This window comes from Pseudomonas sp. EL_65y_Pfl2_R95, from assembly GCF_963971045.1.
Classification (GTDB): Bacteria; Pseudomonadota; Gammaproteobacteria; order Pseudomonadales; family Pseudomonadaceae; genus Aquipseudomonas.
Map to the genome: position 1 here is coordinate 1,123,338 of NZ_CAXAOV010000001.1, position 13,705 is coordinate 1,137,042.

13 protein-coding genes are annotated in these 13,705 nt (G+C 54.9%); 4 read left to right on the top strand and 9 right to left on the bottom strand.

Going from position 1 to position 13,705, the window contains the following annotated elements:
* Window positions 1-251: 251 nt before the first annotated feature.
* Together rpsI and rplM are read right to left on the bottom strand one after the other, a co-directional pair.
* Window positions 252-644, bottom strand: a complete 393-nt coding sequence (rpsI, locus tag AACY09_RS05330; protein ID WP_339486489.1) for a 30S ribosomal protein S9 — start codon at window positions 642-644, stop codon at window positions 252-254.
* A 14-nt stretch (window positions 645-658) separates the two neighbouring features.
* Window positions 659-1,087 (bottom strand): 50S ribosomal protein L13, encoded by a 429-nt coding sequence (gene rplM / locus AACY09_RS05335; RefSeq protein ID WP_069897891.1) that lies wholly within the window; start codon window positions 1,085-1,087, stop codon window positions 659-661.
* 249 nt (window positions 1,088-1,336) lie between these two features.
* On the opposite strand from rplM, the gene AACY09_RS05340 reads away from it, so the two are divergent.
* Window positions 1,337-2,374: an NADP(H)-dependent aldo-keto reductase gene (locus tag AACY09_RS05340; protein WP_339486490.1), complete on the top strand. Its 1,038-nt coding sequence runs from the start codon at window positions 1,337-1,339 to the stop codon at window positions 2,372-2,374.
* 76 nt (window positions 2,375-2,450) lie between these two features.
* Here AACY09_RS05340 and AACY09_RS05345 read toward each other — a convergent pair whose 3' ends face one another.
* A complete protein-coding gene (locus AACY09_RS05345) occupies window positions 2,451-3,587 on the bottom strand; it encodes an acyl-CoA dehydrogenase family protein (protein ID WP_339486491.1) in 1,137 nt (378 codons plus the stop codon).
* A gap of 308 nt (window positions 3,588-3,895) precedes the next feature.
* Between AACY09_RS05345 and AACY09_RS05350 the strand changes: the two genes are divergently transcribed.
* Both AACY09_RS05350 and AACY09_RS05355 read left to right on the top strand, forming a co-directional pair.
* Entirely contained in the window at window positions 3,896-4,801 is a 906-nt protein-coding gene (locus AACY09_RS05350) for a GlxA family transcriptional regulator (protein WP_339487085.1), read from the top strand.
* Between the two features lie 102 nt (window positions 4,802-4,903).
* Window positions 4,904-5,878: a hypothetical protein gene (locus tag AACY09_RS05355; RefSeq protein WP_339486492.1), complete on the top strand. Its 975-nt coding sequence runs from the start codon at window positions 4,904-4,906 to the stop codon at window positions 5,876-5,878.
* Window positions 5,879-5,940: 62 nt separating this feature from the next.
* On the opposite strand, the gene zapE is transcribed toward AACY09_RS05355, so the two are convergent.
* The 3 genes from zapE to AACY09_RS05370 all read right to left on the bottom strand — a co-directional run bounded on the left by zapE (window position 5,941) and on the right by AACY09_RS05370 (window position 9,112).
* Window positions 5,941-7,038: a cell division protein ZapE gene (gene zapE, locus AACY09_RS05360; RefSeq protein ID WP_339486493.1), complete on the bottom strand. Its 1,098-nt coding sequence runs from the start codon at window positions 7,036-7,038 to the stop codon at window positions 5,941-5,943.
* An 80-nt stretch (window positions 7,039-7,118) separates the two neighbouring features.
* The gene (locus AACY09_RS05365) at window positions 7,119-8,468 is read right to left on the bottom strand and encodes a tryptophan--tRNA ligase (RefSeq protein WP_339486494.1); all 1,350 of its coding nucleotides are present in this window, start codon (window positions 8,466-8,468) and stop codon (window positions 7,119-7,121) included.
* A 17-nt stretch (window positions 8,469-8,485) separates the two neighbouring features.
* Entirely contained in the window at window positions 8,486-9,112 is a 627-nt protein-coding gene (locus AACY09_RS05370) for an alpha/beta hydrolase (protein ID WP_339486495.1), read from the bottom strand.
* A 141-nt stretch (window positions 9,113-9,253) separates the two neighbouring features.
* On the opposite strand from AACY09_RS05370, the gene AACY09_RS05375 reads away from it, so the two are divergent.
* Window positions 9,254-9,703, top strand: coding sequence for a YhcB family protein (locus tag AACY09_RS05375; RefSeq protein ID WP_339486496.1), 450 nt, complete (start codon window positions 9,254-9,256; stop codon window positions 9,701-9,703).
* Window positions 9,704-9,869: 166 nt separating this feature from the next.
* Here AACY09_RS05375 and cysN read toward each other — a convergent pair whose 3' ends face one another.
* From cysN to AACY09_RS05390, 3 genes are all read right to left on the bottom strand, one after another.
* The gene (gene cysN, locus AACY09_RS05380) at window positions 9,870-11,771 is read right to left on the bottom strand and encodes a sulfate adenylyltransferase subunit CysN (protein WP_339486497.1); all 1,902 of its coding nucleotides are present in this window, start codon (window positions 11,769-11,771) and stop codon (window positions 9,870-9,872) included.
* Between the two features lies 1 nt (window position 11,772).
* Window positions 11,773-12,690, bottom strand: a complete 918-nt coding sequence (gene cysD, locus AACY09_RS05385; RefSeq protein ID WP_339486498.1) for a sulfate adenylyltransferase subunit CysD — start codon at window positions 12,688-12,690, stop codon at window positions 11,773-11,775.
* 184 nt (window positions 12,691-12,874) lie between these two features.
* Entirely contained in the window at window positions 12,875-13,633 is a 759-nt protein-coding gene (locus AACY09_RS05390; RefSeq protein WP_339486499.1) for a Nif3-like dinuclear metal center hexameric protein, read from the bottom strand.
* Window positions 13,634-13,705: the final 72 nt, after the last annotated feature.

Consider the following 13,705-nt stretch of genomic DNA (forward strand, 5'->3'; position numbering starts at 1 on the left):
AGTCGTCTCCCATCAGCTTTGTGGCCTGTTGTTCAGGCCTATACTAAGTAAAATTCTGGTCGCGCAAAAAATTCGCCAAATGGTAAAGAAAAGCCCCATTTCTGACAAGGTAATTACCCGGTCAAAAGCTCTAAACACCTTAGCACGCGCGCACGATATAGATGCGTCACGATGTCGCAGACTAGTTTAGCACCCATAAAAAACGCCCAGCTCCGAAAGGAAACTGGGCGCTTTTGAACGCAGGAAACGAATTAACGCTTCGAGTACTGCGGACGCTTACGCGCTTTACGCAGACCAACCTTCTTACGTTCAACTTCACGAGCATCACGTGTCACGAAGCCTGCTTTACGCAGAGCCGGACGCAGAGCTTCGTCATAATCCATCAATGCACGCGTGATACCGTGGCGGATTGCGCCAGCTTGACCACTTACACCACCGCCAACAACGGTAACGAAGATATCAAACTTTTCGGTCATCTCGGTCAGTTCCAGCGGCTGACGAACTACCATGCGGGCAGTTTCGCGACCGAAGAACACGTCCAGAGTGCGGTTGTTGATAGAGATGCTGCCATTACCCGGACGCAGGAAAACGCGTGCGGTTGCAGTCTTGCGACGGCCAGTGCCGTAATTTTGAGTCGCCGACATAATGAACTATTCCGTTAAATCTTCAGTTCTTGGGGCTGCTGAGCAGTATGAGGGTGAGCAGCGCCCGCATAGACTTTCAGCTTACGGTACATGTCGCGACCCAGTGGGTTTTTAGGCAGCATGCCCTTAACCGCGGTCTCGATCACGCGTTCTGGCGCCTTGGCGATCAACTTTTCGAAGTTGATCGACTTGATGCCACCCGGGAAACCGGAGTGAGAGTAATACATTTTATCGGTAGTCTTGGCACCGGTAACACGTACCTGCTCTGCATTGATTACGACGATGTAGTCGCCGGTATCAACGTGCGGAGTGTACTCAGGTTTGTGCTTGCCACGCAGACGGGTAGCGATTTCGGTAGCCAGACGACCCAGGGTCTGACCAGCAGCGTCGACGACAAACCAGTCGCGCTTAACTGTTTCTGGTTTAGCAGTAAAAGTTTTCATTCTTTATAGCCTCAGGGGCCGCCCTGATAAATAAGACGGCGGATCTTACTGAATAGTGCGTACTTTGACAAGGTCAAAGGCAGCCGGAGACAGACGCTATCGGGGGCTCGGGTCAGCGCGTCCGTTACACGGCAAGATTTCTTCGGCAGACGGCGCATCACTTCCACTGCAGAAAGAGCTGCGCAATTATGCAGATTGCGAAAAAATTAGCAACCTGATTGTATAACTCTTTTTCCAGAGGACGACGTAATGGACTTTCGCAAACTAGGCAAAACCGACATTTCAGTAAGCGCACTCTGCCTAGGTACCATGACGTGGGGCGAACAGAACACCCGCGACGAGGGCTTCGCCCAGATTGAGCGAGCCAAAGCCTGTGGCGTCAACTTTATCGACACCGCCGAAATGTACCCGGTACCACCCCGTGCCGAAACCTACAGCAAGACCGAACAAATTATAGGTGAATACTTCGCCAAAACCGGTGATCGCGCCGACTGGGTGCTGGCCAGCAAGATCGCCGGACCAGGCAATGGCATCGATTACATCCGTGACGGCAAGCTAAAACACAACCGCACGCACATCAGCGCCGCCGTCGACGCCAGCCTTAAGCGCCTACAGACCGACTGGATCGACCTCTACCAGCTGCACTGGCCTGAGCGCCCGACCAACTATTTCGGCCAACTCGACTACAAGCACCAAGCCAGCGAGTTCACCCCACTGGAAGAGGTGCTCGAAGCACTCGACGAACAGGTCAAGGCCGGCAAGATCCGCCACATTGGCCTGTCCAACGAAACTCCTTGGGGCACCATGAAGTTTCTTGAGCTGGCCGAACGCCGTGGCCTGCCACGCAGTGTGTCCATCCAAAACCCCTACAACCTGCTAAACCGCAGCTTTGAAGTGGGCTTGGCTGAAGTTGCCATTCGTGAGCAATGCGGCCTGCTGGCTTACTCGCCACTGGCATTCGGCATGCTCTCAGGCAAGTATGCCAATGGTGCACGCCCCGCAGGTGCTCGCCTCAGCCTGTTCAGCCGCTTTGCCCGCTACAGCAACCCTGAAACAGAATCGGCCTGCGCACGCTATGTCGAGCTCGCTCAGGAACATGCCCTCGACCCGGCGCAAATGGCCTTGGCATTCGTTACCGCGCGCCCATTCGTGACCAGCAACATCATCGGCGCAACCACTATGAAACAACTGGAAAGCAACTTAAAAAGTAGCGAAATCACGCTATCTAGCGAACTACTTGCAGCGATCGACGCGATTCACAAGTCGCAACCCAATCCCGCGCCTTAACGCCCAATCGCACTGCAAAGCCACCCAGAAAAATCCCGGCAATTGCCGGGATTCTCCGTTTTGTTGCAACCCCCGCTCAAAGTGAGCGGGCGATTATTTCTTTCATGATCTCGTTGGTACCCGCATAAATCCGCTGCACCCGAGCATCTGCCCAGGCCCGCGCCACCGGATACTCCCACATAAATCCGTAGCCACCGTGCAGCTGCACACACTCATCCAGCACCTTGCACTGCAAATCCGTGCCCCAATACTTAAGCATTGCCGCGGTGGGCACATCGAGCTTGCCCTGCAGATGCAACTCCAGACAGCGATCAACAAACACCTTGCCGATCTGAATTTCAGTGGCCATTTCCGCCAGCTTGAAACGGGTATTCTGAAAATCAGCAATGGCCTTGCCGAAGGCTTTGCGTTCGCGGGTGTATTCCAAGGTCCACTGCAATGCTGCCTCAGCCGAGGCCAAAGCGCCGATGCCGACGGTCAAACGCTCCTGCGGCAGCTCCTGCATCAGATAGGCGAAGCCCATCCCCGCCTGCCCCAACAGATTTTCTTTAGGCACGCGCACATCCTGAAAGAACAGCTCGGAGGTGTCTTGCGCTTTCATCCCGACTTTTTCCAGACGCTTGCCCTTGGCGAACCCCGGGGTATTGGCCTCCACCAGAAACAGACTGGTGCCTTTAGCGCCAGCCGTAGGGTCTGTCTTGGCAACCACAACCACTAGATCAGCTAGAAAACCGTTGGTGATAAAGGTCTTGGAACCGTTGATAACGTACTCATCGCCATCAAGCACCGCCGTGGTTTTCACCCCCTGCAAGTCTGACCCGGCACCCGGCTCAGTCATGGCAATGGCGGTGACCATTTCACCACTGACCAACTTCGGCAGGTACTTTTGCTTCAGCGCCTCAGAGCCGTAATGCAGGATGTAAGGCGCGACAATGTCTGAATGCAATGAAAACCCAATCCCCGTAAGACCCAGACGCCCTACTTCCTCGATCACCACAGCGCTATAGAGAAAATCTGCGGCAATACCGCCGTACTCTTCCGGGATGTGTGAGCACAGCATCCCTGCCTCACCCGCTTTATTCCAAAGCGCCCGGTCGATATGGCCGTCCTTTTCCCACTGCGCGTGAAAAGGCACTGCTTCCTGTTCAAGAAACTTGCGCACGCTGTCGCGAAAGAGTTCGTGGTCAGAGCTGAATATTGTTCTTGGAATCATGCCGTCACCTGGTTCATCAATTAGCAAACGTGATGAGACTTTAGGGCAGTAGCGAGCGCAGTCACACTGGACACAAGCGCCAAAAAATAAGACGATCAAGCCGTACCTTGACCAAATTGCCCCTACCAGTGGGCACTCAAGCGAAAAACGCAGATACATCGGCCAACCGCACTCAGGTGCATGCCGAACTAAATAAGAATAAACAGACCATGACCACTCAACACCCGACTCCGCTCAAACGCGTGTGCATTCTGGCAACCACCGGTGTTTTCGCCTCAACCGTGCTGCAAGCCAAAGACTTCTTTCACATGGCCAGCTTGCGCCATGGCAAGCAGCAAGGCATGGGCCTTACCCCAACCATAGAAATCCACCTGGTCAGCCCTGATGGCCTCCCCGTACGCAGCTTTAGTGATGTCATGATCCCTGTCGACAGCAGCCTTGAACCGGCGGATGTGATCATCCTGCCAGCCTTCTGGGATGACTTTGATGCCCTGCGCCAGCGTCACCCCAACGTACTCACCTGGCTGCAAGACTGCCATAAGGCGGGCAGCGCTATTTGCGGAGAAGCCACCGGCGTGTTCTGGATGGCTCAGGCCGGGCTCCTCGATGGTAAAGAAGCCACCACCTTCTGGCGTTTTTTTGATGAATTCAGCCAGCGCTTCCCCAAGGTACTGCTCAATCAAGACAAGCACCTGACAGATGCAGACAACCTCTACTGCGCAGGCGGCGTGACATCGGCCTGTGACCTGTTTATCTACCTGATCGAGCAATTCTGCGGTGCCAGCGTTGCCCAAGGCGTAGCCCGCGATATCCTGTTTGAGGTGCAACGCAGCTATACACCGGGTCGGATCGGTTTTGGCGGCCAGAAACTCCACCACGACCTGACGATCCTGCAGATTCAACAATGGCTTGAAGAGCACTACGCCGACAAGTTTCGCTTTGAAGACGTCGCCCGCGAACACGGCATGAGTATTCGAAATTTTATGCGGCGTTTTCAGAGTGCCACCGGTGACAAGCCACTGCACTACTTGCAACGGTTACGCATCGAAACAGCCAAGGGACTTTTAAGCGCCACCCGCAAAAGCATCAAGACCATCAGTTACGAAGTGGGCTATGACGATGCCAGCTTTTTTGCCCGTTTGTTTCGTCAACACACTGAACTCTCTCCCAACCTTTACCGCCGCCAGTTCCAGCACAAAAACGGCCCGATCTAAGCGCAAGGGCCGGCGCCAGCGCAAACCCTTGGATGGGTAGGCGTTAAACAACAGCGTCCTATGATCGGGGTAGCCCTCGAACAACAACAATAGGACGCCGTTATGCGCAATCTGCTTGTCGCTTTGCTTGCCACCTTCAGCTTTCTCAGCGTATCTGCCCAGGCGCAGAACGAGTGGAAAGCCTTTCCCTACGACCAGTCCCGCTTCGACTACTCCGGCGACAAACTGCGTGAAGCCTGGCCACAGCTTACGCGTGGCTTTGGTAATGACTACCCATTCCCTGATGCGAAATGGGTGCTGAACATGGCCCGCCAGCATCCTCTGTTGTTAACCGTTTCTGCAACTGCAAGCCTGAATCAAGGCACAGCAGAAGAAGCCGCCAGCACTTACGCAGCAAAACTTCAGGATGCCTGGCGCAGCATGTTTCGCGGTGACTTTGCCCAAGCCAGGCAGCAGGGCATGAGTCTAGGGTTTGGCGGCCAGATACCCGCGATGTTCGCGCAAGTTATCTACGCCACCTTTCTTGAGACGGATCAGGATGAGAAACACCGGTTGCTTGAACAAGTCATCGACCTGACCGACAACGCCGGTGATTTGGCCAAGCTCGACGTAATCGCCCAGTTCGGCCGAATTTATGCCAAAGCGCGCCTGGGCGAAGAACTCTCGATCCCGGTAACACTCAAGCGCGGCTATAGCTCGCAGATCCCTGACGAACTGGATGCAATCCTCAGCAAGGACCCACAGCAGCCGTATGCGCTGGCGTTGTACGGCGGCTATCAGGCGGGGGTTATTCGCAAGGTTGGCTCGATGGTAGGCGGCCTGACATACGGCGTAAGTGCCGAGAAAATGGAGCGCTACTTCCAACGTTCCTTCGCCGTCAGAGATGATCTGCCAATTGGACATTATGAATATGCCAACGCGCTGAGCTACGTCTATGACGACGCCCAGGACGACAAAGCCTTGCACCACTTGCAGCAAGCTGTGGCCATTGCCCCGATAAGCGCTATGGAGTCGCTGGAGGTTGCCCACGCCAAACAACTACTGACTGCCTTCAAGCAACGCATCGCAGCCAACTGAGGCGCTTACAAGCACAAAAAAGGCTGCTCATTGGCAGCCTGATTTGCTTGTCTGACAGCCGTTTAGGGCCTGTGCGCTCGCGCCAAAAATTCGTGCGACTGCATTTCCAGCAAACGACTAAGGGTACGCTGAAACTCAAAGGTCAGACGGCCGCCGGTGTACAGGTCCTTCAGCTCAACCTCTGCCGAGATAATAAGCTTTACGTTACGGTCGTAGAATTCATCGACCAAGTTAATAAAGCGCCGGGCCATGTCGTCGGTGGCAACGCCCATCTGCTCGACGTTGGCCAGCAGTACCGCGTGGAACACCTTGCCCAGCTCGATGTAGTCATTCTGGCTACGCGGGCCGTCACACAACTCACGGAACTCGAACCAAGCCACGTCTTCACAGACACGCACTGCAGTGATCTGCCGGTTCTCGATACTGATCGACTCGTTCTCAACCGCGTGAGTGCAGTCTGGCAGCAAGCTCTTAAAGCTCTTGTGCAGGCTGGCTTCTGCTTCGACCCCCAAAGGCCAGTGAAACAATTCAGCCTGCTCAAGGGCGCGCAAACGATAATCCACACCACTGTCGACGTTCACGATGTCAGTGTGTTGCTTGAGCAAGGCAATAGCTGGCAAGAAGCGCGCGCGCTGCAAACCGTCCTTGTAAAGCCCGTCAGGCACGATATTCGACGTAGCCACCAGGCTCACGCCATTTTTGAATAGCTCTTCAAGCAGGGTCGCCAGAATCATCGCATCGGTAATATCCGAGACGAAGAATTCATCGAAACAAATCACCCGCGCTTCATCGGCAAACTTCTTGCCAATAATGGTCAGTGGATTTTTCTCACCTTTAAGGCCGCGCATTTCTTCGTGCACACGCTTCATAAAGCGATGGAAGTGGGTGCGGACCTTCTGCTCAAACGGCAACGCATCGAAAAAGGTATCGACCAGATACGTCTTACCGCGGCCGACTCCGCCCCAAAAATACAAGCCTTTGATTGGCGTCTGCGTTTTCTTGGCGAATAGTTTGCCGAACAAACCCGGCTTGCTGTTTTGTGAGTCCGCGACTAAATCGTCGTACAGACGCTGCAAATGGCGCACAGCCACTTCCTGCGCCGCATCATGGAAAAAGTCTGGACGTTTGAGATCGGCTTGATAGCGTTCTAGCGGAGTCATATTCGTTAGCTGAGCAACAAAAACGGGGCAGGTACTTTAGGCCCTGCCCCGCAGATAATCAATCAACCGTAGGTACTGAGTTACGCTTGCTCGGCCGCCAGGGCCTCGCGCAAGCGCTCAACTGCAGCTCTAAGCGCCTCTAAATCAGCGAATTCAGGGCTGCTTGCCACTGATTCACCCTCTAGCCAAACAGCAAAGACCTTGCCGTCTTCACGAACATCCAGCGGCTCACCCGACTGCAGGCGCTTGGTAACCATACCCGCCGACTTGCCATCAGAAAATGATTTCGAGAGTAGCAGCTGTTCGCCAGCGGCATCGAGCAAGCGGAAGCGGAAGCTGCCATCCTCATCGCGGAAGCTGACGAAGCGTGCAGTCTTTCCGACTTTCTTCTTCGACGATTCGGTGCTCGCAGCCGCCGACCGGAATGAGCGCAGGCCCACAGCCTCGCGCAGCTGGGTCAGAAACGGCGTTGCGATCTTGCGCGCCTTTGCCGCACCTTCGAGAAGAATATCTTCGAGATCAGCCGGGCGCTCAATCAGTGCGTGGTATTTCTCTCGCGCATCACCAAGCTGAGCATTAAGCAGCTCATTTAAACGCTGCTTCGCCTCACCCCAACCCAAGCCATCGATTAACTCAGCACGGAACTGCGCTTGCTGCTCTGGCGTTGCGAAGGCCTGGTACAGGGTGAACAGGTGCGAGTTATCCGGATCTTTGGCTTCGCCCGGCAGCTTCGAGTCGGTGACGATACGCGCCACTGCCTCTTTCATCTGCTTGGCGCCACTGAACAACGGGATGGTGTTGTCGTAGCTTTTCGACATTTTGCGACCATCCAGGCCGGGCAATGTCGCCACATCTTCCTCAATCACCGCCTCGGGCAGGGTGAAGAGTTCCTGGCCCTGACCAAATAGATGATTGAACCGCTGGGCGATATCGCGTGCCATTTCGACGTGCTGAATCTGATCACGACCGACAGGCACCTTGTGGGCGTTGAACATCAAAATGTCCGCCGCCATTAACACCGGATAGCTAAACAACCCCATGGTCACGCCCGCGTCTGGGTCTTCGCCGAGCTCAACATTTCTGTCCACAGAGGCTTTGTAGGCGTGAGCACGATTAAGCAGGCCTTTGCCAGCCACACAGGTCAATAACCAGCAAAGCTCTGGAATTTCCGGAATATCCGACTGGCGATAAAAGGTTGCCTTGTTAACGTCCAGACCACAGGCCAACCAAGTTGCCGCGATTTCCAGACGCGAACGCTGAATGCGCAGCGGGTCATCACACTTGATCAGCGCATGGTAGTCAGCCAGAAAGTAAAACGAGTCCACGTTTGCGTCGCCGCTTGCCACAATTGCCGGACGAATAGCCCCGGCGTAGTTGCCTAGATGCGGGGTGCCTGTGGTGGTGATACCGGTAAGAATACGAGTGGTCATGGGCTTTCGCTTACTAATTAGAGGCGCGGCAATAACAAATCTTTCAGATCCGTCAGTTTGCCATGAAAAAAGTGCCCACATTCTGCCACGGTCAACAACTCATGTGGACGCTCAAGCGCACTTGACCAGTCATAAACCAACTGCGGCTCGACCACTTCATCCGCCTCAGGCTGGATGACCGTCATGGCGCAGCGCTGAGCCAGCGGGCTTTTGTCCAGGCGCATCACCGCCGGAGCGATCATAAACAACTTGTCCACATCTACCGTTTGCGCCTCCAACCGAGCCGCCAGGGTGGCGGCAACAAAACCACCAAAGGAAAAACCCATCAAGGTCAGCGGCAAATTCGGGTATTGTTGACGCAAATACGCTGCGACCGCCTCGGCGTCATCGACTTCGCCAGTGCCCATATCATGGGTACCTGCGCTGCTACCGACACCGCGATAGTTAAAGCGTAAGGTGTGCAAGCCTGCGTCACGTGAAGTGCGCTGCAAGGTAGACACCACTTTATTTAGCATGGTGCCGCCCTGTATCGGGTTGGGGTGGCATATAAGCGCCACGCCACGGGCGTCGGGGACTTCAAGCGCAAGGGCTTCAAGCTGACCGCTTGGGCCAGGAATAAATACAGCAGTTTCACGGGTGAGCAAAAGTGAACTCCGTGACCCATCGCAGGGTCGATTCGTCTAGGCTGTCAGCCTGCGCCAAAAAACACATCGGCTCGCATTACGCTATACAGCGCAGGCGCCAACCGCTAACGTAAAGCAAAGCCGTTTAGAGAGGAAGGACTCGTGGAACAGACGCTAACAGCCTGGCTGATACCGGCCATAGCCCTGGTTGCAGGTATCGCAATAGGATTTCTGATTGCGCGCTTGGCGCCCAATGCAGTTCCTGGCCGAACTCAACGCCAGCTTGACGATCTGCAGGAACGTTTTGACAACTACCAGAGTGATGTCGTCACGCATTTCAACACCACTGCAAATCTGGTCAAGAAATTAACCCAGAGCTATCAGGACGTCCAAGAGCATCTCACTGAAGGCACCAGCCAACTGGCCCTCGACGAGTTAACTCGCCAACGCTTGATGGCCGCGCTGCATGCAGATGAGGCAGGTGATAAACGTGATAAACGCGAGCGTTTAACCCCGCCACGCGACCATGAAACGCCCAAGGATTACGCGCCGAAAATGGCCAACATCCCAGGGATGCTCGACGAAAACTACGGTTTAAAGAGCAAGCGCTAATAAGGCAAAACCTGCGTGTGGCAAGGCGAAGCTTGTCACCCTTGCAACCCTGCAAAATGGTGGCCGATAAAAGCGTCGACCACCCTATGGCAGGCATAAAAAAAACCGCATTAGCGGTTTTTTTATGCCCCTGTACCTGCAAACAGATACAGGGGCCGCGCTTCAGTTAGATTGCACCACGCTCACGCAGCGCCGCCAGAACGAGCTTGACGCCCTCATCAACCGATACGGTCTGAGTGTCGACGACCACGTCCGCATTGAGCGGCACATCGTAGGGGAATGACTCGCCCGGGATGTTATCGCCATTGGCTGCATACAAGCCCTGTGGGTCACGCTCACGGCACGCCTGCGGCGAAGCCTGAACATAAACCGTGATCAGACGCTCAGCACCCAGCAGCGTCCGGGCTTGTTCACGCCCTTCTGCATCCGGCGCAACAAAAGCCGCCAAGGTGATCAAACCCGCTTCGTTGAACTGACGCGCCACGTGCGCAGCACGACGCCAGTTCTCTGTGCGACCCGAGCGATCCTGGGGCAGGCCCTTATTCAAGTCCTGACGCAAGTTCTGGCCGTCCAGCACGTAGACCCCACGACCCATGTCGAACAGTTTGCGCTCAACCGCATAGGCCAAGGTGCTTTTACCTGCACCCGACAAGCCGCTGAACAGAACCGTTGCAGGCTTCTGACCGAGTCGTGCAGCACGTTCCTCAACCGAGACATGGGCCAACTTGCCGTGATGACCTGAACCCGCTTGAGCACCCACCGCATCAGCGATAATCATGCCCGCGCCCACAGTGCCATTGGTCAGGCGATCAATCACGATAAAGGAACCGGTGGTGCGATTGTGCGCATAACCGTCCAAGGCAATCGGGGTGTCTAGGGCAATGCGTACCTTGCCGATTTCGTTAAGCTGCAGACTGCTCGCAGCGCCCTCTTCCAAGGTATTAACGTCAACCCGGTGAGTAATACTGGCAATCGAGCCCGGCACGTAGCTGGTAGCGCGCTTGATGTCGTATTTTTTACCCGGCAGCATCGGCTCATCAGCCATCCATACCAGCATCGCATCAAAACTGTCAGTCACCTGCGGACGGCTGTCGGCGTGGACCAGCATATCGCCACGGGAAACATCGATTTCGTCTTCAAGGGTCAGGGTAATCGCCTGACCAGGACCGGCCTGCTCCAGCTCGCCTTCGTAAGTCACGATCGACTTAACGCGACTGCCTTTACCCGACGGCAAGACCATTACTTCATCGCCCTTGTGCACGATGCCGCTGGCCAAGGTACCGGCAAACCCACGGAAGTTCAGGTTAGGACGGTTTACGTACTGCACCGGGAAGCGCAGATCATTGAAATTACGGTCACCCGAAATCTCAACGGTCTCAAGAATTTCCATCAGCGCCTGGCCGGCATACCAGGGTGAACGCTCACTTTTGCTGACTACGTTATCGCCCTTGAGCGCCGACATCGGCACGAAGTGCAAGGTCGTTGGCTTCAGCTCGATACCTTCGGCGAATTTCAGGTAGTCAGCTTTGATCTGCTCGAAGACACCTTGATCAAAATCTTTCAGGTCCATCTTATTGATGGCCACGACGATGTGCTTGATACCCAGCAGCGAGGTAATAAAGCTGTGACGCTTGGTCTGGGTTTGCACGCCGTAACGAGCGTCAATCAGGATGATTGCCAGGTCACAGGTCGATGCACCGGTGGCCATGTTTCGGGTGTACTGCTCGTGCCCCGGCGTGTCGGCAATGATGAATTTGCGCTTGGCCGTCGAGAAATAACGGTAAGCCACGTCGATGGTAATGCCTTGCTCACGCTCGGCCTGCAGACCATCAACCAGCAGGGCAAGGTCGACCTCTTCGCCGGTGGTGCCGCTTTTCTTCGAGTCGCGGGTAATGGCTTCCAGGTGATCTTCGTAGATCATCTTGGAATCATGCAGCAGCCGCCCGATCAGGGTGCTCTTGCCATCATCCACATTGCCGCAGGTCAAAAACCGCAACAGTTCTTTACGTTCGTGCTGCGCCAGGTAAGCGAGAATATCTTCGCTGATCAATTCAGATTGGTGCGACATCTTAAAAGTACCCCTGACGTTTTTTCTCTTCCATCGAACCGGCACCATCATGGTCAATTACACGACCCTGGCGCTCAGAGGTACGCGTCAGCAGCATTTCTTGAATGATGTCTGCCAGCGTGGTCGCCTGCGACTCAACGGCGCCCGTCAGCGGGTAGTCACCGAGCGTACGGAAACGCACCATCTTCTTCTGGATACGTGATTTTTCTTCGTCGGACATGTGCTCGAGAATGCGCTCGTCATCGATCATGATCAGCGTGCCATTCTTCTCGATCACTTCGCGCTCAGCGGCAAAGTACAGCGGCACAATCGGGATCTGTTCCAGATAGATGTACTGCCAGATATCCAGCTCGGTCCAGTTCGACAACGGGAAAACGCGAATCGACTCGCCCTTCTTCACCTTGCCGTTGTAGACATTCCACAGTTCTGGGCGCTGATTCTTTGGGTCCCAGCGGTGTTTGCTGTCGCGGAACGAGTAAACGCGCTCTTTGGCACGGGATTTCTCTTCATCACGACGAGCACCACCAAAAGCGGCATCGAAACCGTGCTTGTCGAGCGCCTGCTTGAGGCCCTCGGTTTTCATGATGTCGGTGTGTTTGGCGCTGCCGTGGGTCAAGGGATTAATGCCCTGGGCCACACCTTCCTGATTGACGTGAACAATCAGATCCAGGCCCATTTCAGCCTTCATCTTGTCGCGGAAGCTATACATCTCTTGGAACTTCCAGCGAGTATCGACGTGCATAACCGGGAACGGCAGCTTGCCAGGAAAGAACGCCTTGCGTGCCAAATGCAGCATCACGGCAGAATCTTTGCCAATGGAATAGAGCATTACCGGGTTGTCGAATTCGGCGGCCACTTCACGGATGATGTGGATACTTTCCGCCTCGAGCTCTTTCAGGTGGGTCATTTTGTCGAGCATAGCTACTCACGATTTGCTTTGTAATGGGGCCAGCGGGCCGTGGACATGGGCGCACTCTAGCACAGCGCTAGCTTCTATTCAGGACGCCATCTAGATCAAAACGATCTAACTTTATGCTCAGTATTTTCTAGGCCCCACGCCCGCCAAAGCAGCACAAAATGTCGCTATCGCGCTGCGCACAGATTCAAATTGGATTGGCGCAGTCGATGAAGATATGGTCGATAGCAAATCGCTTTGCCAGATAATCACCCAATGCCTGCACACCATAGCGCTCGGTTGCATGATGACCGGCGGCAATAAAGCTGATGCCGTTTTCCTGCGCACTGTGAAAAGTCTGCTCAGAGGCCTCCCCGGTCAGGTACAAATCGACGCCAGCTGCAATGGCTTCATCGATATAGCCCTGCCCACCACCGGTACACCAACCCACGCGGCGAATCATCTCAGAGCCTTCCACCAGCAACGGCTCGCGGCCAAGCACCTCACCCACATGACGGGCAAAATCCCTCGCGCTCTGCGGCTCATCCAGAGACCCAACCAAACCGACTGTGCGTGCGTTATCTGGATTGAGTGGCCCCTCGACGGTAATGCCCAACTGTGCAGCGAGCCGAACGTTATTGCCTACTTCAGGGTGCACATCGAGCGGCAAGTGGTAGGCAAGCAAGCTGATGTCATTGGCCAACAGCGCCTTAAGCCGGCGCTGCTTCATGCCGGTAATGCACGGATCTTCTCCCTTCCAGAAATAGCCGTGATGCACCAACACAACATCAGCTTGCGCTTCTATCGCGGCATCAATCAGCGCCTGACTCGCGGTTACCCCTGTGACTAATCGCTGCACATTGGGCCGCCCTTCAACTTGCAAGCCATTGGGGCAATAGTCACTGATGCTGTCTGCATTCAAATAGCGTTGGGTCTCTGCGACAAGAGTGGTCAGGGCGATTGCCATGTTGTTTCCTTAATAGATTGATGCAAGCCAATGCAATATTCGCGCTAGGGCCCTTATAATGGCTCACCTTAA

Bases quoted from the DNA above. Each gene is read 5' to 3' on its own strand.
- AACY09_RS05390 (WP_339486499.1), bottom strand. From the start codon at position 13,633: ATGGCAATCGCCCTGACCACTCTTGTCGCAGAGACCCAACGCTATTTG.
- AACY09_RS05365 (WP_339486494.1), bottom strand. From the start codon at position 8,468: ATGACCACTCGTATTCTTACCGGTATCACCACCACAGGCACCCCGCAT.
- AACY09_RS05355 (WP_339486492.1), top strand. From the start codon at position 4,904: ATGCGCAATCTGCTTGTCGCTTTGCTTGCCACCTTCAGCTTTCTCAGC.
- rplM (WP_069897891.1), bottom strand. From the start codon at position 1,087: ATGAAAACTTTTACTGCTAAACCAGAAACAGTTAAGCGCGACTGGTTT.
- zapE (WP_339486493.1), bottom strand. From the start codon at position 7,038: ATGACTCCGCTAGAACGCTATCAAGCCGATCTCAAACGTCCAGACTTT.
- AACY09_RS05340 (WP_339486490.1), top strand. From the start codon at position 1,337: ATGGACTTTCGCAAACTAGGCAAAACCGACATTTCAGTAAGCGCACTC.
- cysN (WP_339486497.1), bottom strand. From the start codon at position 11,771: ATGTCGCACCAATCTGAATTGATCAGCGAAGATATTCTCGCTTACCTG.
- AACY09_RS05350 (WP_339487085.1), top strand. From the start codon at position 3,896: ATGGCCAGCTTGCGCCATGGCAAGCAGCAAGGCATGGGCCTTACCCCA.
- cysD (WP_339486498.1), bottom strand. From the start codon at position 12,690: ATGCTCGACAAAATGACCCACCTGAAAGAGCTCGAGGCGGAAAGTATC.
- AACY09_RS05345 (WP_339486491.1), bottom strand. From the start codon at position 3,587: ATGATTCCAAGAACAATATTCAGCTCTGACCACGAACTCTTTCGCGAC.
- rpsI (WP_339486489.1), bottom strand. From the start codon at position 644: ATGTCGGCGACTCAAAATTACGGCACTGGCCGTCGCAAGACTGCAACC.